The organism is Xanthomonas sp. SHU 199, assembly GCF_000364665.1.
Taxonomy (GTDB): domain Bacteria; phylum Pseudomonadota; class Gammaproteobacteria; order Xanthomonadales; family Xanthomonadaceae; genus Xanthomonas_A; species Xanthomonas_A sontii.
The window spans coordinates 1-17,176 of sequence record NZ_AQOI01000077.1 but is presented as its reverse complement, the minus strand read 5'-3'; the positions used below and the strand labels follow the sequence as shown (position 1 = coordinate 17,176).

Annotated in this window: 16 protein-coding genes and 4 tRNA genes; 15 read left to right on the top strand and 5 right to left on the bottom strand. The window is 68.2% G+C overall.

All coding sequences use genetic code 11. The features are described 5' to 3' along the window. Positions 1-75: 75 nt before the first annotated feature. From clpP to D183_RS0103810, 8 genes are all read left to right on the top strand, one after another. On the top strand, positions 76-702 hold the full coding sequence (gene clpP / locus D183_RS0103845) for an ATP-dependent Clp endopeptidase proteolytic subunit ClpP (RefSeq protein WP_017907831.1): 627 nt from the start codon (positions 76-78) through the stop codon (positions 700-702). Positions 703-830: 128 nt separating this feature from the next. Continuing rightward, positions 831-2,117 carry an ATP-dependent Clp protease ATP-binding subunit ClpX gene (gene clpX / locus D183_RS0103840; RefSeq protein WP_017907830.1) on the top strand — a complete coding sequence of 429 codons (1,287 nt, stop codon included), beginning with the start codon at positions 831-833 and terminating at the stop codon, positions 2,115-2,117. Positions 2,118-2,294: 177 nt separating this feature from the next. Further along, positions 2,295-4,763, top strand: a complete 2,469-nt coding sequence (lon, locus tag D183_RS0103835) for an endopeptidase La (RefSeq protein ID WP_017907829.1) — start codon at positions 2,295-2,297, stop codon at positions 4,761-4,763. An 88-nt stretch (positions 4,764-4,851) separates the two neighbouring features. After that, on the top strand, positions 4,852-5,265 hold the full coding sequence (locus tag D183_RS0103830) for an HU family DNA-binding protein (RefSeq protein WP_157835168.1): 414 nt from the start codon (positions 4,852-4,854) through the stop codon (positions 5,263-5,265). Between the two features lie 11 nt (positions 5,266-5,276). Then, positions 5,277-5,351 (top strand) — tRNA-Val (locus D183_RS0103825). A 27-nt stretch (positions 5,352-5,378) separates the two neighbouring features. Then, positions 5,379-5,455 (top strand) — tRNA-Asp (locus D183_RS0103820). A 117-nt stretch (positions 5,456-5,572) separates the two neighbouring features. Further along, positions 5,573-5,649: transfer RNA gene (locus D183_RS0103815), tRNA-Asp, on the top strand. Between the two features lie 187 nt (positions 5,650-5,836). Next, positions 5,837-7,825: a peptidylprolyl isomerase gene (locus D183_RS0103810; RefSeq protein WP_017907828.1), complete on the top strand. Its 1,989-nt coding sequence runs from the start codon at positions 5,837-5,839 to the stop codon at positions 7,823-7,825. Positions 7,826-8,355: 530 nt separating this feature from the next. On the opposite strand, the gene D183_RS0103800 is transcribed toward D183_RS0103810, so the two are convergent. Together D183_RS0103800 and gloB are read right to left on the bottom strand one after the other, a co-directional pair. Continuing rightward, positions 8,356-9,567 carry a lytic transglycosylase domain-containing protein gene (locus D183_RS0103800; protein WP_017907826.1) on the bottom strand — a complete coding sequence of 404 codons (1,212 nt, stop codon included), beginning with the start codon at positions 9,565-9,567 and terminating at the stop codon, positions 8,356-8,358. Next, positions 9,564-10,331: a hydroxyacylglutathione hydrolase gene (gene gloB, locus D183_RS0103795; protein ID WP_017907825.1), complete on the bottom strand. Its 768-nt coding sequence runs from the start codon at positions 10,329-10,331 to the stop codon at positions 9,564-9,566. Before gloB ends, D183_RS0103800 begins: the two co-directional genes overlap by 4 nt. A gap of 12 nt (positions 10,332-10,343) precedes the next feature. Between gloB and D183_RS0103790 the strand changes: the two genes are divergently transcribed. From D183_RS0103790 to dnaQ, 3 genes are read left to right on the top strand one after another with little or no spacing between them, the layout of a single operon-like run. Then, complete coding sequence (locus D183_RS0103790) at positions 10,344-11,003, top strand: hypothetical protein (protein ID WP_026144168.1); 660 nt, start codon at positions 10,344-10,346, stop codon at positions 11,001-11,003. A 12-nt stretch (positions 11,004-11,015) separates the two neighbouring features. Continuing rightward, positions 11,016-11,474, top strand: coding sequence for a ribonuclease HI (gene rnhA / locus D183_RS0103785; protein ID WP_017907823.1), 459 nt, complete (start codon positions 11,016-11,018; stop codon positions 11,472-11,474). A 29-nt stretch (positions 11,475-11,503) separates the two neighbouring features. Next, positions 11,504-12,241 carry a DNA polymerase III subunit epsilon gene (dnaQ, locus tag D183_RS0103780; RefSeq protein WP_017907822.1) on the top strand — a complete coding sequence of 246 codons (738 nt, stop codon included), beginning with the start codon at positions 11,504-11,506 and terminating at the stop codon, positions 12,239-12,241. Between the two features lie 196 nt (positions 12,242-12,437). On the opposite strand, the gene D183_RS0103775 is transcribed toward dnaQ, so the two are convergent. After that, positions 12,438-13,142, bottom strand: a complete 705-nt coding sequence (locus D183_RS0103775; protein ID WP_017907821.1) for a PP2C family protein-serine/threonine phosphatase — start codon at positions 13,140-13,142, stop codon at positions 12,438-12,440. Between the two features lie 209 nt (positions 13,143-13,351). Here D183_RS0103775 and D183_RS0103770 point away from each other — a divergent pair. Together D183_RS0103770 and D183_RS0103765 are read left to right on the top strand one after the other, a co-directional pair. After that, positions 13,352-13,442 (top strand) — tRNA-Ser (locus D183_RS0103770). 279 nt (positions 13,443-13,721) lie between these two features. Next, positions 13,722-14,126 carry a DUF6165 family protein gene (locus D183_RS0103765; protein WP_017907820.1) on the top strand — a complete coding sequence of 135 codons (405 nt, stop codon included), beginning with the start codon at positions 13,722-13,724 and terminating at the stop codon, positions 14,124-14,126. A gap of 47 nt (positions 14,127-14,173) precedes the next feature. On the opposite strand, the gene D183_RS0103760 is transcribed toward D183_RS0103765, so the two are convergent. After that, positions 14,174-14,428 carry a DUF2798 domain-containing protein gene (locus tag D183_RS0103760; RefSeq protein ID WP_017907819.1) on the bottom strand — a complete coding sequence of 85 codons (255 nt, stop codon included), beginning with the start codon at positions 14,426-14,428 and terminating at the stop codon, positions 14,174-14,176. Between the two features lie 199 nt (positions 14,429-14,627). Beyond that, entirely contained in the window at positions 14,628-15,677 is a 1,050-nt protein-coding gene (locus tag D183_RS0103755) for a glycosyltransferase family 9 protein (RefSeq protein ID WP_026144167.1), read from the bottom strand. Between the two features lie 20 nt (positions 15,678-15,697). On the opposite strand from D183_RS0103755, the gene D183_RS0103750 reads away from it, so the two are divergent. Together D183_RS0103750 and D183_RS0103745 are read left to right on the top strand one after the other, a co-directional pair. Then, positions 15,698-16,447 carry a 3-deoxy-D-manno-octulosonic acid kinase gene (locus D183_RS0103750; protein ID WP_017907817.1) on the top strand — a complete coding sequence of 250 codons (750 nt, stop codon included), beginning with the start codon at positions 15,698-15,700 and terminating at the stop codon, positions 16,445-16,447. Beyond that, positions 16,447-17,176 (top strand): MBL fold metallo-hydrolase (locus tag D183_RS0103745; protein WP_017907816.1); only part of this gene is annotated, 730 nt, incomplete at its 3' end. The genes D183_RS0103750 and D183_RS0103745, both read left to right, overlap by 1 nt.

Sequence of the window (17,176 nt, the reverse complement as noted above, 5' to 3'; positions counted from 1 at the left end):
GGCGGGGCGCAACACGATGCGAAGCCCTGCACACCCCCGTGCAGGGACCGACCCCGAGCAGCAGGAGATCACCGCGTGGACAATGTGACCAAGGCCTTGAATCTGGTTCCGATGGTGGTCGAACAGACCAGCCGCGGCGAGCGCGCCTACGACATCTATTCGCGCCTGCTGAAGGAGCGCCTGATCTTCCTGGTCGGCCCGATCGACGACCACATGGCCAATGTGATCGTGGCTCAGCTGCTGTTCCTGGAAGCGGACAATCCGGAGAAGGACATCAGCATCTACATCAATTCGCCGGGTGGCGTGGTCACCGCCGGCATGGCGATCTACGACACCATGCAGTACATCAAGCCGGACGTGAGCACCATCTGCGTCGGTCAGGCCGCCTCGATGGGCGCGCTGCTGCTGGCGTCGGGCGCGGCCGGCAAGCGCTATGCGCTGCCGAACTCGCGGGTGATGATCCACCAGCCGCTGGGCGGCTTCCAGGGCCAGGCCACCGACATCGACATCCACGCCCGCGAGATCCTGACGCTGCGCGCGCGGCTGAACGAAATCCTGGCCAAGCACACCGGCCAGTCGCTGGAAACCATCGCCCGCGACACCGAGCGCGACAACTTCAAGAGCGCCGTCGACGCGCAGGCCTACGGCCTCGTCGACCAGGTCCTGGAGCGTCGTCCGGATGAGTCCATCCAGCCGGCATAAGGCTTGCATGTACTGCAAAACGCAGCGTATTCCGCAGGGCCGGGGTCGGGCTAGCGTCCTCCCGGCCCTGTGCTATTCTCGAAATCGAACCCCCGTTCATCGGGTGGGGTAACTGGGTAAGCGAAGCAATGAGCGAAGACCGGCAAGGCCGTTCCGGCGACAGCAACAAGATCCTGTACTGCTCGTTCTGCGGCAAGAGTCAACACGAGGTCCGTAAGCTGATCGCCGGGCCCAGCGTGTTCATCTGCGACGAATGCGTCGAGTTGTGCAACGACATCATCCGCGAGGAGCTCGAGGAGAAGGCGCAGTCGGCACGCAGCAGCCTGCCCAAGCCGCGCGAGATCCTGGAAGTGCTCGACCAGTACGTGATCGGCCAGCAGCGCGCCAAGCGCACGCTCGCCGTGGCCGTGTACAACCACTACAAGCGCATCGAGAGCCGGCAGAAGAACGACGAGGTCGAACTGGCCAAGTCCAACATCCTGCTGGTCGGTCCGACCGGTTCGGGCAAGACGCTGCTGGCCGAGACGCTGGCGCGCCTGCTCAACGTGCCGTTCACCATCGCCGATGCGACCACGCTGACCGAGGCCGGCTACGTCGGCGAGGACGTGGAAAACATCATCCAGAAGCTGCTGCAGAAGTGCGACTACGACGTCGACAAGGCGCAGCAGGGCATCGTCTACATCGACGAGATCGACAAGATCTCGCGCAAGAGCGAGAACCCGTCGATCACCCGCGACGTGTCCGGCGAAGGCGTGCAGCAGGCGCTGCTGAAGCTGATCGAAGGCACGGTCGCCTCGGTGCCGCCGCAGGGCGGGCGCAAGCATCCGCAGCAGGAATTCCTGCAGGTGGACACCAAGAACATCCTGTTCATCTGCGGCGGCGCGTTCGCCGGCCTGGACAAGGTGATCCAGCAGCGCTCCAACGACGCCGGCGGCATCGGCTTCGGTGCCAAGGTGAAGAGCTCCGAGCGCAAGCGCGAGGTCGGCAAGATCCTGGCCGACGTCGAGCCGGAAGACCTGATCAAGTTCGGCCTGATCCCCGAGTTCGTCGGCCGCCTGCCGGTGGTCGCCACCCTCGAGGAACTGGACGAGCCGGCGCTGATCAAGATCCTGACCGAGCCGAAGAACGCCATCACCAAGCAGTTCAAGAAGCTGTTCGAGATGGAAGGCGTGGAGCTGGAGTTCCGCCAGGACGCGTTGCTGGCCATCGCTAAGAAGGCGCTCAAGCGCAAGACCGGCGCGCGCGGCCTGCGCACCATCGTCGAGTCGGTGTTGCTGGACACGATGTACGAGCTGCCGTCGCAGGAAAACGTCAGCAAGGTGGTGGTGGACGAGTCGGTGATCGAGCACAAGTCCGAGCCGTACCTGATCTACCAGACCCCGCCGGCGGCGCCCAAGGTCGCCTCCGCGGAGTGACCCGGGCAGGCGGTGCGCGGCGACCCCGTCGCGCGCCCCGTGCCTGCCGGTAAGTCGCTGAAACATAAAGGGGTTATGCGCTCCCCTTGCATCGTCCAGCCGATGGCCCCATAACGGGGCCATCGGCGTTTTTATGGCCGCCCGCATCGCGTTCCCGCCTCCCAAATCGGAATCCTCATGGCCCAGTCCCAATCCGAAGTCCTCGACCTGCCGGTCCTGCCGTTGCGCGACGTCGTGGTCTTCCCGCACATGGTCATCCCGCTGTTCGTCGGTCGCGACAAATCCATGCGCGCGCTTGAGCACGCGATGGAGGCCGACAAGCGCATCCTGCTGGTCGCGCAGAAGTCCGCCGAGACCGACGACCCGGCGGCGGCCGACCTGTACAACGTCGGCACGCTGGCGCAGGTGCTGCAACTGCTGAAGCTGCCCGACGGCACCATCAAGGTGCTGGTCGAGGGCCTGTCGCGGGTCAGTGTCGACAAGGTCGCCGAGCGCGACGGCGCGCTGCAGGGCGAAGGCCGCGAGATCGACGCCGCCGAATCGCGCGAGGAGCGCGAGGTCGAAGCGATCGCGCGCTCGCTGATGTCGCTGTTCGAGCAGTACGTCAAGACCAACCGCAAGCTGCCGCCGGAGCTGCTGCAGACCTTGTCCGGTATCGACGAGCCCGGCCGCCTGGCCGACACCATCGCCGCGCACATCGGCGTGCGCCTGGCCGACAAGCAGCGCCTGCTGGAAACCCTGGAAGTGGGCGAGCGCCTGGAGATGCTGGTCGGCCTGGTCGACGGCGAGATCGACGTGCAGCAGCTGGAGAAGCGCATCCGCGGCCGGGTCAAGTCGCAGATGGAGAAGAGCCAGCGCGAGTACTACCTCAACGAGCAGATGAAGGCGATCCAGAAGGAACTGGGCGACCTCGACGATGCGCCGGGTGAACTGGAGGAACTGGCGCGCAAGATCGCCGAGGCCGGCATGCCCAAGCCGGTGGAGACCAAGGCCAAGGCCGAACTCAACAAGCTCAAGCAGATGTCGCCGATGTCGGCCGAAGCCGCGGTGGTGCGCAACTACCTCGACTGGCTGCTGGGAGTGCCGTGGAAGAAGCGCAGCAAGGTGCGCAAGGACCTGAAGGTCGCGCAGGAAACCCTCGACGCCGATCACTACGGCCTGGAGAAGGTCAAGGACCGCATCCTCGAATACCTCGCGGTGCAGTCGCGGGTGAAGCAGATGAAGGGGCCGATCCTGTGCCTGGTCGGGCCGCCGGGCGTGGGCAAGACCTCGCTGGGCCAGTCCATCGCCAAGGCCACCAACCGCAAGTTCGTGCGCATGTCGCTGGGCGGCGTGCGCGACGAGGCGGAGATCCGCGGCCATCGCCGCACCTACGTCGGCTCGATGCCGGGCCGCATCGTGCAGAACCTCAACAAGGTCGGCAGCAAGAACCCGCTGTTCGTGCTCGACGAGATCGACAAGATGTCGATGGATTTCCGCGGCGATCCGTCCTCGGCGCTGCTGGAAGTGCTCGACCCCGAGCAGAACAACGCCTTCAACGACCACTACCTGGAAGTGGACCTGGACCTGTCCGAAGTGATGTTCGTGGCGACCTCCAATTCGCTGAACATCCCCGGCCCGTTGCTGGACCGCATGGAAGTGATCCGCATCCCCGGCTACACCGAGGACGAGAAGCTCAACATCGCCGCACGCTACCTGGTGCCCAAGCAGCTCAAGGCCAATGGCCTGAAGCAGGACGAACTGGAGATCGGTGCCGACGCGATCCGCGACATCGTGCGCTACTACACGCGCGAATCCGGCGTGCGCAACCTCGAGCGCGAAGTGGCCAAGATCTGCCGCAAGGTGGTCAAGGAGATCGCCCTGGCCGGTCCGCAGCCGGCCGCCCCGGCGAAGAAGGCCGCAGCGAAGAAGGCCGCCGCGCGCAAGGACAAGGCGCGCGTCAGCGTCGGCTCGAAGAACCTGGACAAGTACCTGGGCGTGCGCCGCTACGACTTCGGTCGCGCCGAGGAGCAGAACGAGATCGGCCTGGTGACCGGCCTGGCCTGGACCGAGGTCGGCGGCGATCTGCTGCAGATCGAATCGACCCTGGTTCCGGGCAAGGGCGCGGTGATCCTGACCGGCCAGCTCGGCGACGTGATGAAGGAATCGGCGTCGGCCGCGTTGTCGGTGGTGCGTTCGCGCGCCGAGCGGCTCGGCATCGAGGCGGACTTCCTGCAGAAGCACGACGTCCACCTGCACGTGCCGGACGGCGCCACGCCCAAGGACGGCCCCAGCGCCGGCATCGCGATGGTGACCTCGCTGGTGTCGATGCTGACCAAGGTGCCGGTCAAGTCGGAGGTGGCCATGACCGGCGAGATCACCCTGCGTGGCCGCGTCTCGGCGATCGGCGGCCTCAAGGAGAAGCTGCTGGCCGCATTGCGCGGCGGCATCCGCACCGTGCTGATCCCCGAGGAGAACCGCAAGGATCTGGCCGACATCCCGGAGAACGTCACCCGCGATCTGAAGATCGTGCCGGTGAAGTGGATCGACGAAGTGCTGGATCTGGCACTGGAGCGTCCGCTCGCGCCCAAGCCCGCCGCCGACGCCGAACAGTCACCGTCGCGGCGCAAGCAGAAAGCATCCTCGAACCCGCGCGTCAAGCACTGACGCGCGCTGAACCGCACCCGCGCAAACGGCTCAAACCCGCGCCGTTGTTGGCTTTTCGGCTTGCGCGGGTATGGGCCCGCTGGTATAAATGCAGCGCTTGCGAGCACCGCGAACGGGCGTGCTTGGTAGTGCAAAACATATCCATCGGGGTCTCGCCCAGGCGAGGCAGGCCACGCCGACACCCGATCCTCAATCCGCGGTCTTCTGCCGCACATGGAGTCATCAAGAAATGAATAAAGCCGAACTGAACGACGCGATCGCCGCTGCCGCCGATATCTCCAAGGCCGAAGCCGGTCGTGCCATCGACGCCTTCGTGTCGGAAGTGACCAAGGCCCTGAAGAAGGGCGACAGCGTCACGCTCGTGGGCTTCGGCACCTTCCAGGTGCGCGACCGTGCCGAGCGCACCGGCCGCAACCCGAAGACCGGCGACTCCATCAAGATCGCGGCGTCGAAGAATCCGACGTTCAAGGCTGGTAAAGCGCTGAAGGATGCCGTAAACTAATCGACTCGCTAGGGTGCTTAGCTCAGCGGTAGAGCGTCTCCTTTACACGGAGAGGGTCGGGGGTTCGAAACCCTCAGCACCCACCAGAGCACCAAGCGACAAGTTTCAAAAGCGGAGTGGTAGTTCAGTCGGTTAGAATGCTGGCCTGTCACGCCGGAGGTCGCGGGTTCGAGTCCCGTCCACTCCGCCAGTTGTACCGAAGCCCCCGAGCGATCGGGGGTTTCGTTTCTCGCAGTCGCCGCCACGCGCCAGCGTCGGCCCGGCCGCTGCGGGAAAGCGGGCCTCGCGCCCGCCTCCGTTCAAACGCGGAGTGGTAGTTCAGTCGGTTAGAATGCTGGCCTGTCACGCCGGAGGTCGCGGGTTCGAGTCCCGTCCACTCCGCCATTTGTACGCGAAACCCCCGAGCGATCGGGGGTTTCTTTTTTTCCGCAGCGTGCTGGTTTTGGTCCTCGATGCGCTCCGGATTCGCCGCCTTGACGCATGAGCGGCGCGGGTTGCCGGGCCGCCGGTTCTGCCGCAAGGCGTGAAGCGGGTTAAACTGCGCGGCTCGCCAATAGGCCGTCGGTTCCCAATGCTGCAGAAACTTCGCGAAAAGACCTCGGGCTGGATCGCCACCGCGATCATCGGTCTGTTGATGATTCCGTTCCTGTTCGTCATCGACAACAGCTACCTCGGTGGCGTCGGTGCCAACAATGTCGCCAAGGTGCAGGCGCCGCCGTCGTGGTGGTCGTCGGCGCCGTCGTGGTGGCCGGTGTCGCTGCTGTGGCAGCACCACGAAGTGAGCACGGAGCAGTTCCGTACCCGCTTCGAGCAGGCGCGCATCCAGGCGCGCGAACAGCAGGGCGAGAACTTCGATCCGCGCGCTTTCGAAAGCATCGACAACAAGCGCAAGCTGCTCGATCAGCTGATCGACGAGCAGGTGGCGAAGCTGTCGGCCGAGCGCGCCGGCGTGGTCATCGGCGATGCCGCGGTGCGCGATTACATCAGCTCCATGCCTGCGTTCCAGAACGACGGCAAGTTCGATCCGGAGCGCTACCGCCTGGCCCTGGCCTCGGGCACGCCGCCGCGTACGCCGACCATGTTCCAGCAACTGGTGCGCGACGCGCTGCAGCAGTCGGTGATTCCGTCGGGCATCGCCGAATCGGCGTTCGCCACCAAGCCGGAAACCGAGCGTCTGCTGAAGATGCTGGGCGAGACCCGCGACGTGGAGATGGCGCTGTTGCCGGAAATGCCGGCCGACACCGCACCGGTCAGCGACGCGCAGGTGCAGCAGTGGTACGACTCGCACAAGTCGGACTTCAAGCAGCCGGAAACCGTGACGATCGAGTACGTCGACCTCAACGCGGCCAGCCTGCCGCCGGTCAAGCCGGCCGACGAGGCGACGCTGCGCAAGCGCTACGACGACGAGAAGGCGCGCTTCGTCGAGCCCGATCAGCGGCTGGCTTCGCACATCCTGATCAGCGCCGGCAAGGACGCGGCCTCGCAGAAGGCGGCCGAGGCCAAGGCGGCCAAGCTGGCGGCCGAAGCCAAGCAGCCCGGCGCCGATTTCGCCGCGCTGGCCCGCGCCAACTCCGATGACCCTGGTTCCAAGAACGCCGGCGGCGATCTGGGCTGGGTGGAGAAGGGCGTGATGGTGAAGCCGTTCGAGGACGCGCTGTTCGCGATGAAGCCCGGCGAGATCGTCGGCCCGATCAAGAGCGAATTCGGCTATCACGTGATCCAGCTGCGCCAGGTCAAGGGCGGCGAAGGCAAGTCGTTCGAGCAGGTGCGCGACCAGCTCGCCAGCGAGCAGTTGAAGGCCGACAGCGAGAAGGCCTTCAGCGAGTTGAGCGGCAAGCTGGTGGACCTGGTCTACAAGAATCCGACCGCGCTGGCTTCGGCGGCGAAGGAAGTGGGACTGCCGGTGCAGACGCTGGGGCCGTTCTCGCGCGCCACCGCCAGTGGCATCGCCGCACAGCCGGCGGTGCTGCGCGCCGCGTTCTCCGACACCCTGGTGCAGGACGGCACGGTCAGCGACCCGATCAACCTGGGGCCGAACCACAGCGTGCTGATCCGCGTGACCCAGCACCAGCCGGAGCAGATCCAGCCGCTGGCCAAGGTGCACGAGCAGGTCGTGGCCGCGGTGCATGCCGACCGCACCGCCAAGGCGGCCGCTGCCAAGGCCGATGCGCTGCTGGAGCGTTTGCGCAAGGGCGAGACCCTGCAGGCCCTGGCCGGCCCGGAGAAGCTGCAGATCAACCCGATGCCGGGTCTGCCGCGCAACGTGCCGATGCCGAGCGCGCAGGCCAGCCAGGCGATCTTCAGCGCGCCGCAGCCGGCCGACGGCAAGCCGTCGGTGGGCAAGGTCGAGCTGCCTGCCGCGCCGGGCACCGTGGGCAAGCGCTATGCGCTGTTTGCGGTCACCAAGGTGACGCCGGGCGATCTGAGCAAGGTGCCGGCCGAGCAGCAGACGATGTTCCAGCAGCAGCTGGCGCGCATCGAAGGCGAGGCCGATGCCAAGGCCTACGTCGATGCGATGCGCAAGCACTTCAAGATCAGCGTGCAGGAATCGCAGCTGTAACCGCGGCTTCGACAGCGCAAAGCGGCACGCAACAGGCCCGGCATTGCCGGGCCTGTTGCGTTTCAGGTGCATCGACGTGTGCGTGGCTGATCGACGTGCGCGCGTCGCCGTGGGGAGAGGCGCGGCAAGTGCAGGCATGCGGCTGTGGTCGCCGGCAGGCTTGGTGGTGGCGAAGGGGTGGCAAGCGCGTCACGCCGTCGCCTTCGCCTGGCACGAGGCGCTGTGCGCGTGGCGATCGAGGCATAACTGCTGCCGCAGCCGCGCGTTGCACTTGCTCCACATGCTGGCCCACATGTTGTGCAGCGCCGTCGGCACCACCGGCATTGCGCGCCTGGCCAGGATCTTCTTCGCCGGACTAGGGGCAAGGCGCGCAGTTGTCGTCGGTGCTGGATGCCGTGATAGGCCTGCCTTGCAGGCGATCATGCTGGTCGTAGGCGCTGGGAAACGGGTCGTCATCCCCGCGGCGTGGCTACACATCCGCGGACGTTGCAGCATGGGCCGGAGCTCATCCCGCCGCAGCGGGAGCGCGATCAGTCCTCGTAGCTCAGCACCATGCCGGGACGCAGCACGCTGCGCGCGGACAGGCCGTTCTTCATCAGCAGCGCCTGCACGGTGATGCCGTAACGCTTGGCGATGTTCCAGGCGGTGTCGCCGTCGCGCACGGTGTGCGTGTGGCGGGAGCGTGCGCCGGCGCGCTTGGCACGGTTCGGCGCGGGAGCGTCGTCGGCGCTGGCCACGGTGGCGACGACCGGGGTGTCGTCCTGCGCCGGCGGCGCGGTGTCCTGGGCCAGCACGGGGCCGCCCAGACTGCGCGGCGCCAGCACCGGCAGCGCGCGCTTGGTGCTGCGGCCACTGCCCAGGGCCGGGTTCAGCCGGGCGAGCTGATTGCCCTGCAGCGCCTGGCGCCGCGCCCATTCGTCCAGTGCCATGCCGGCGGGCAGGGTCTGCGCCTGCAGGATCGGCACGTCGCGGTCCAGCGAGGCCATCCATTCGTCGCGGGTCTGCGCCTGTTCCAGCACGCAGGCCAGCGCGTGCAGTTTCTCGACGTAGGCGTAGGTGACCGAGGACAGCCCGGGCAGCTTGTCCGGCTGCGCGTTCTGCGCGTTCATGCCGGCGCGGCGCATCGACTGCAGCACGCGGTATTCGCCGGCGTTGTAGGCCATGATCGCCAGGCGCCAGTCGCCGCCGAACATGCCGTGCAGGGTCTTCAGATAGCGCACTGCGGCGCGGGTGGAGTCCACCGCGGACAGACGGCCGTCGTAACCGTTCTCCAGCGGGACATCGTGGTTGCGCGCGGTGCCCGGGATGAACTGCCACAGGCCGGCGGGGCCGCTGCTGTTGCGCGCCGCCGGGCGGTAGCCGCTCTCCACGAACGGGATCAGCGCGAATTCGGTCGGCAGGTTGGCCGCACGCAGTTCGTCGACCACGTAGCCGAACAGCGGCAGGACGTCCTCGTCCTCGTCGGCCAGCCGCGACGGCGCGCGCGAGAACTGCTGCTGCCAGCGCGCATCGGTGGCGCCGGCGTCGCAGCGCGCATCGGCCAGGCCGTCGCGGAAGCGGGCGAGGATGTCGTGCCCGTTACGGGTGGTCGGCGGCGGCAGTGCCGCCGCGTCCGTCGGCAGGCCGTTCAGGCCCGCCACGGTCTGCTCGAGTGCCGCCGCAAGCGGAGTCGCGGCCGCCGCGGGGGGCGCCGCCGACGCTATCGCCAGCGTCAGCGCCGCCGTCAACGCCAGCGCCCTCATGCGCGGAAATCGTCTTTCCAGCGCCTCAATTCGGCGAAGACTTCCACTTCGTCGGACACCCCCCGGCCGAGCCGGGCGCCGATCGCCTGCTGGATCGCCGCCGAAGCCGTGCGCAGGAACGGATTGGTCGCCAGTTCGCTGGCGAGCGTGACGGGAACGGTGGGGCGGGCAGCGTGACGCATGGCCTGGGCTTCCTGATGGCGCTGCCGCAGGGCAGCGTTGGTGGGATCGACCGTGACGGCGAATGCCGCATTGGCCAAGGTGTATTCGTGTCCGCAGCAGACCAGCGTCTGCCCCGGGAGGGCGGACAGGCGCTGCAGCGAACCCAACATCTGGGAGGGCGTACCTTCGAACATGCGCCCACAGCCCAGGCTGAACAGCGTATCGCCGCTGAACAGATGGCCCTGGCCGACGTAGGCCAGGTGCGAGCGGGTATGGCCGGGGACGGCCAGGGTATCGAACTGCCAGTCCAGCACCTTCACGGCATCGCCGTCGCCGACCCGCTCGCACGAAAATCCGGCAATGCGGGGGTCGTCCGGCGCGTACACCGGCAGATCCGGCCAGCGTTCGCGCAAGGCGGCGACGCCACCGATATGGTCGTCGTGGTGATGCGTGAGCAGGATGGCGGCGGGTTGCAGCCCTTGGGCCGCGGCCTCCAGCACCGGCTCGGCCTGGCCTGGATCGACCAGCAACGCACGCCCGTCGTCCGTGGCGATCGCCCAGATGTAGTTATCCTGGAATGCGGGCAGGGCGATCAGTCGCATAGAATTGGCACCATGCCTGCCGTGTCGCTCCCTCGTCAAGCCAACGTCTCATCCTGGTTTGATACTGCCGGGGCGCAGGCGTTGCTGCAGGCCGAGCAGCCGCTGATCCTCGACGCCTTGCTCAAGCGCCCCGCGCAGCCCTGGCTGTGGCTGGCCCCGGTGCCGCTACCGCCCCCCGCGCGCGAGCTGCCGGGGCGGGGCGTGCGCCTGCACCGCAGCGCCTGCGGCTACGCCGGCGACCTGGTGTGCACGCTGCCACTGCCGCTGCCGTCGGAAAGCGTCAACGCCATCGTCCTGCAGCACGTGCTCGCCGCCGACGCGGCGGAACTGCTGGAGGAATGCGAGCGCATCCTGATGCCAGGCGGCCGCGTGTGGCTGTTCGCGCTCAACGCGATGAGCCCGTACCGGCTGCGCTGGCGCCGCCAGGGCCTGGTGGCGCGCCCGCCCGGCAGTTGGCGTGGCCTGCTGGAACAGGTCGGCCTGCCCTGCGTGGAGCAGTTGCGTTATCTCGGGCCGGTGTGGCCGACCCGCGGTGGCGTCGGCCCGGCCACCTCCACCGCGCCGCTGCGCGCGGTCTGCCTGCTGCAGGCGGAAAAGCGCACCGCCGCCGGCATCGGCCCCATTCCGCTGCGCGCGCCGGTCCGCTGGCGCGGCTCGGTCGCTTCCATCTGAACACGGAGTTTCATGAAGACTGTCGACATCCATACCGATGGCGCCTGCCTCGGCAATCCCGGCCCCGGCGGCTGGGCCGCGCTGCTGCGCTACAAGGGACTGGAGCGCGAGGTGGCCGGCGCCGAGGCGCACACCACCAACAACCGAATGGAGCTGATGGCCGCGATCATGGCCCTGGAGACGCTCAACGAGCCGTGCCAGATCGTGTTGCACACCGACTCGCAGTACGTGCGCCAGGGCATCACCGAATGGATGCCGGGCTGGGTGCGCCGGCAGTGGAAGACCGCCGGCGGCGATCCGGTCAAGAACCGCGATCTGTGGGAGCGGCTGCATGCGGCCGCGCAGCGGCATACGATCGACTGGCGCTGGGTCAAGGGCCACAACGGCGATCCGGACAACGAGCGGGTCGACCAGCTGGCGCGCAACCAGGCCCTGCACGTGCGCGCCGGCGGCGCCGCCGTCGCGACCTGATCTTGTCTTCCTTTTCCGCTGCGAGTCCCATGCGTCAGATCATCCTCGATACCGAAACCACCGGCCTGGAATGGAAGAAGGGCAACCGTGTCGTCGAAATCGGCGCGGTGGAACTGCTCGAACGCCGCCCCAGCGGGCGCAACTTCCATCGCTACCTGCGCCCGGACTGCGATTTCGAACCCGGCGCGCAGGAAGTCACCGGCCTGACCCTGGATTTCCTTGCCGACAAGCCGGAATTCCACGAGGTGGTCGACGAATTCCTGGAGTTCATCGACGGCGCCGAGCTGATCATCCACAACGCCTCGTTCGACCTGGGCTTTCTGGATTACGAACTGTCGCGGCTGGGCGAGTCCTACGGCCGCATCCTCGATCGCGCCACGGTGATCGACACCCTGCTGCTGGCGCGCGAGCGCTTTCCGGGTCAGCGCAATTCGCTGGACGCGCTGTGCAAGCGGTTGGGCGTGGACAACTCGCACCGGCAACTGCACGGCGCGCTGCTCGATGCGCAGATCCTCAGCGACGTGTACATCGCGCTGACCTCCGGGCAGGAGGAGATCGGTTTCGCCCTGGCCGAGGACGGCGCCGCGCATGCGGCGGCGCAGGGTCCGGCATTCGACATGACCATGCTGCTGCCGCGGCCGCGGGTGTTGCCGACGGCCTCGGAACTGGAAGCGCACCAGGCGCGGCTGGAGAAGCTGCGCAAGAAGGCCGGCCGCGCGCTGTGGGACGACGCCGAACCGGTCGTGGCGGACGCGGTGGCCGGCTGAAGGGCGCCTCGAATGACGATGGGACGTCTGTTGTAGGAGCGGCGTCAGCCGCGACGGAGCGTTCCCGGTAAAGCCCGGTCGCGGCTGCAACTGCTCCTGCAGGGCAGCCTGGCCGGCTTGAGCGTTGAGAATGCAGTATCCAGCGGTGCCCTGACGTGGTTTGCGCCGACGGAGCGGCGGCCGCGCCGCACCGAATTCAGTGACAGCGCACCAGGATCGCGGTGATGTTGTCCGAGCCGCCTTCGTCGAGCGCGGCGGCGACCAGCATGTCCACGCATTCCTGCGCGCTGCAGTCGTCGTGGCCCAGCGCGTTGGCCAGGCCGGCATCGTCCACTTCCTCGGTGAGCCCGTCGCTGCACAGCAGCAGGCGCATGCCCGGGCGCAGCTCGCCGGTCATCGTCGCCACGTTCAGGTGCTGCGGATCGGTGACGCCCAGCGCCTGGGTGACCACGTTGCGATGCGGATGCGCGCGCGCCTGTTCGGCGGTGAGCGCGCCCTGCGCGATCAGTTCCTGCACGTAGCTGTGGTCTTGGCTGAGCTGAGCCAGCTTGCCGTCGCGCCACAGGTAGGCGCGGCTGTCGCCGACCCAGGCCACCTCGAAGCGGTTGCCCTGCACCCGCGCGGCCACCACCGTGGTGCCCATCGGCAGGGTGTCGTTGCGGCGCTGCGAGGCGCGGATGATCTCCTCGTCGGCGATGCGGATGGCCTGCGCCAGTGCGGTGCCGCCGCGCACTTCGCGCACGATGGCCTCGCGCGCCAGGGCGCTGGCGACCTCGCCGCAGGCGTGGCCGCCCATGCCGTCGGCCACCAGCCACAACCCCAGTTCGTGGTCGCCGTAGTAGGTGTCCTCGTTGAGGTCGCGGCGCAGGCCGACGTGGGTGAGATGTCCGAATTCGATCATTGCGCGCCTGCGGCCGGCCGGTGTTTTCTGGGGTCGACGGGCATCATCGCGGTCGCGCGCGGATCAGGCAATCGCCGCGCGCGGCACGCAGCAGGCGGGGTTCATCGCCCCGCGGCGCCGGGGCGCTTGCGGGGGCTCGGCGCCTGGCCGCTTGTCCGCGCGCGGCGGGGACCGTATGATGCACGCCCCCGGTCCGCCGGGGACCACCCGGGAAGGTGGCAGAGTGGTTGAATGTACCTGACTCGAAATCAGGCAGGCGTTTATAGCGCCTCGGGGGTTCGAATCCCCCCCTTCCCGCCAGTTTCATCGCGCGCGCCCTCCAGCGGTCGCAGAGTGTGATCGGTGCAGGAGTGGGGGTGAGAAGCCCCGCGGGTTCGACCCATCGGCGACAGCCGCTGCGCACGGCGCAGCCGCCCGCAGGGCGGGGTGCAGCATGCACCGAGTGCATCCCCCCTTCCCGCCAGTTTCGCATGAGGCCCCGTCAGGGGCCTTTTGCTTTTTGGCGCTCGCGACAGTGTGCCGACGCTGGCTTAAGGCGTCGCCGTTACACTCTTCCTTCTCCTGTTTTTGGTGTCTGCCATGTCCGAAATCCTGGTGCCCGTGTCCTTCGGCGAATTGCTCGACAAGATCGCCATCCTGCAGATCAAGTCCGAGCGCATCGAAGATCCGGGCAAGCTGGCCAATGTGCGTGCCGAACTGTCGGCGCTGGAAAAGACCTGGATGGCGCATCCGGCGGCCGGCGGCGACGTGGCGCGCCTGCGCGCGGAACTGAAGGCGGTCAACGAGCGCCTGTGGGTGATCGAGGACGAGATCCGGATCAAGGAGAAGGCGCAGGCCTTCGACGAGGAGTTCATCAAGCTGGCGCGCAGCGTGTACTACGAAAACGACGAACGCGCGCGGCTCAAGAAGGAAATCAACCTGGCACTGGGCTCCAGCTACGTGGAAGAGAAGTCCTACCAGGACTACCGCAACGCCTCGGCGTGAGGGCAGAGTTCCGGGAGGCGTTGCCGTCTCCCGGAACGCGCCGCACCTCAGTTGCGTGCGACCACCAGGCCGGTCAGGAGCCGCACCAGCGGCAGCACCAGCAGCAGGGTGGGGAAGGCCACCAGCCAGGACAGCGCCCAGGCGCCGAGCCAGAGCGTGCCGACACCGGGCGCCAGCCCGACGCTGCGCAGGGTGCTGATCATCGAGACGATGCAGGTCATCAGCACCGACAGCAGCAGCGGGGTGACCCAGGCGGCATGGCGCGGGGACAGCTTGCGGGAAAACAGCGGGGAACGTGACATTGCGGACTCTCCGTAAGCCGGTCGATCGAAGGCGCCACCCGCCAGCGGCCTGCCAGGCCCGGACGGGAAACAGCCCCGGACGGATCCGGCGCAGTTGGCGCGTTGATTGACGTAAACGCTTACGGCGGCTCCTGCGGGCCGGGTCGGCGGCAGGACGCGCGGCGATGGTAGAGCGGCGCCGCGGGCGCCGCAACCGGGCTCAGTGGCCGTGGTCGGCCCGATAGCGCTCGAATGCGGCGATCGCATCGTCAACCGCGATGAGCTCCATCACCCCGTCGAACTCGATCTTGCTGCCCCACTTCAACTGCGCGGCCGGCTTGCCCAGGTATTTGCGCGCAGCCGCGTCGTACTTGTCCACGCAGTAGCGGATGTCCGAATACGGGCCGCTGCGGCGCGGGTTGCTGGCCGCGTGCAGGCCCAGCACCTTGGTCCCCATCGCGTTGGCGATGTGCATGGGGCCGGAGTCGGGGGTCATCACCAATGCGGCGCGCTGCAGCAGCGCCGGCAGTTGCTTGAGCGTGTCGCGGCCGACCAGGTCGAGCACCGGCGTGCGCGCCGCCGCGACGATGGCGTCGGCGGTGCTGCGCTCTAGGTCGCTGCGGCCGCCGCACAGCACCACCCGCCAGCCCTGCGCGGCGGCATGGTCGGCCACCGCGGCGTAGCGCTCGGCATACCAGTTGCGACGCTGATGGCTGGAGCAGGGCGAGATCAGCAGCGCCGGACGGCCGTCCTCGGGCCATTGCGCACGCGCCCAGGCGTGGGCGTCCTCGGGCACTGGCAGGTCCCAGCGCACCTCGGTCTGGTGCAGCCCCAGCGGCTCGCAGAAGCTGCCGATCGCCTCCAGCACGTGGATGCCAGGGCGGTCGGGGATGCGTTCGTTGACGAACAGGCCGTGCAGGTCCTTGGAGCGGCTGCGGTCGTAGCCGATGCGGCGGCGCGCCGGCACGAACGCCGACAGCACGTTGGCGCGCAACGCCACCTGCATCTGCAACAGTGCGTCGAAGCCTTGCGCCGGCAGTTCGCGGCGCAAGGCGCGCATGCCGGCCACGCCGCTGCGCTTGTCGTAGGGGTGGAACACCACGCCCGGCAGGCCGTCGAGCAGCTTATGCCCGGCCTTGTCGATGATCCAGTGCAGCGCCGGCGCCTGCGGCCAGGCTTGCTGCAGGGTCCGCACCAGCGGCACCACGTGGGTCACGTCCCCCAGCGCCGACAGGCGCAACAGGCACAACGAAGGGAGCGTTGCCGGCATGGTGTTGTTAGACTCGCTGGATGGTTGCATTCGACGCCACCGAAGCGCTGACGCCGTACCGCGAGGGCCGCGGCTACGGGGCCATTCTGTTCGACCGCGAACGACTGCGGCAAGCCGAACCGGCGCTGTTCTCCGCCGCCGCCTGGGGCGAACGCGCCCGCCCGGTGGATGCCGGCGGCCGCGGCGGCGCCTGGTTCGTCGATGCCCCGTTCGGCAGTTGCGTGCTGCGCCAGTACCGCCGCGGTGGGCTGGTCGCCAAGCTGGTCCGCGACCGCTACCTGTGGACCGGTGCCGACCGCACCCGCAGCTTCGCCGAGTTCCGGCTGATGCGCGCGCTGATCGCGCGCAAGCTGCCGGTACCGCGGCCGCTGGCGGCCTGTTATCTGCGCCAGGGGCTGCGTTACCGCGCGGCGATCCTGATGGAGCGGCTGGAGGGCGTGCGCTCGCTGGCCGATCGTGCGCATCTGGCCGGTCGCGGCGCACCGTGGGAGGAAGCGGGTCGGCTGATCGCGCGCTTCCATCGCGCCGGCCTCGATCACGCCGACCTCAATGCGCAGAACATCCTGTTCGACGGCAACGGCCGCGGCTGGCTGATCGACTTCGACCGCGGCGTGCTGCGCATTCCCGCCACCCGCTGGCGCGAGCGCAACCTCAAGCGGCTGCGCCGTTCGCTGCTGAAACTGCGCGGCGAGCGCAGCGTCGATGCGGTGGAGAAGGACTACGCGCGCCTGCGCCGCGCCTACGACCTGGCCTGGGAGCGCGGCTGCTGATGACGGACTGGGCGCTGCGTTTCCAGGGCGTGGGCAATGCCTCGGCGGTGGCGCTTGGCTCGCCGATGGCCACCATCGAGCGCGATGGCCGGCCGTGGCTGACCATCGACTGCGGCGGGGAGGGGCTGACCGCCTATCAGGCGCACTACGGCGCGATGCCGCAGGCCTTGTTCGTCACCCACGTGCATCTGGACCACGTCGCCGGCTTCGAGCGGCTGTTCGTGGACAGCTATTTCTCCGCGCGCCGCGGCAAGGTGCGGCTGTATGTGCCGGCCACGGTGGTGCCGCTGCTGCACCGCCGCGTGGCCGACTATCCGAACGTGCTGGCCGAGGGCGGCGCCAACTTCTGGGATGCGTTCCAGCTGATCGTGGTGGGCGATGCGTTCTGGCACGAGGGCGTGCGCCTGGAGGTATTCCCGGTGCGTCACCACTGGCCGGAGACTGCTTACGGCCTGCGCCTGCAGGGCGCGCTGGTGTGGAGCGGGGACACCCGGCCGATCCCGGAAATGCTGAACCGGTATGCCGGCGACGGCGAACTGGTGGCTCACGATTGCGGTCTTCACGGCAATCCGTCGCATACTGGCGTGGACGACCTGGAGCGGGAGTACCCCGCCGAGCTGCTGCAACGGACCATGCTCTACCACTACGCCAGCGCCGACGATGCCGAGGCCCTGCGCGCGCGCGGCCACCGCGTGGCGCGGCCGGGCGAGCGCGTGGCGCTGTCCGCGC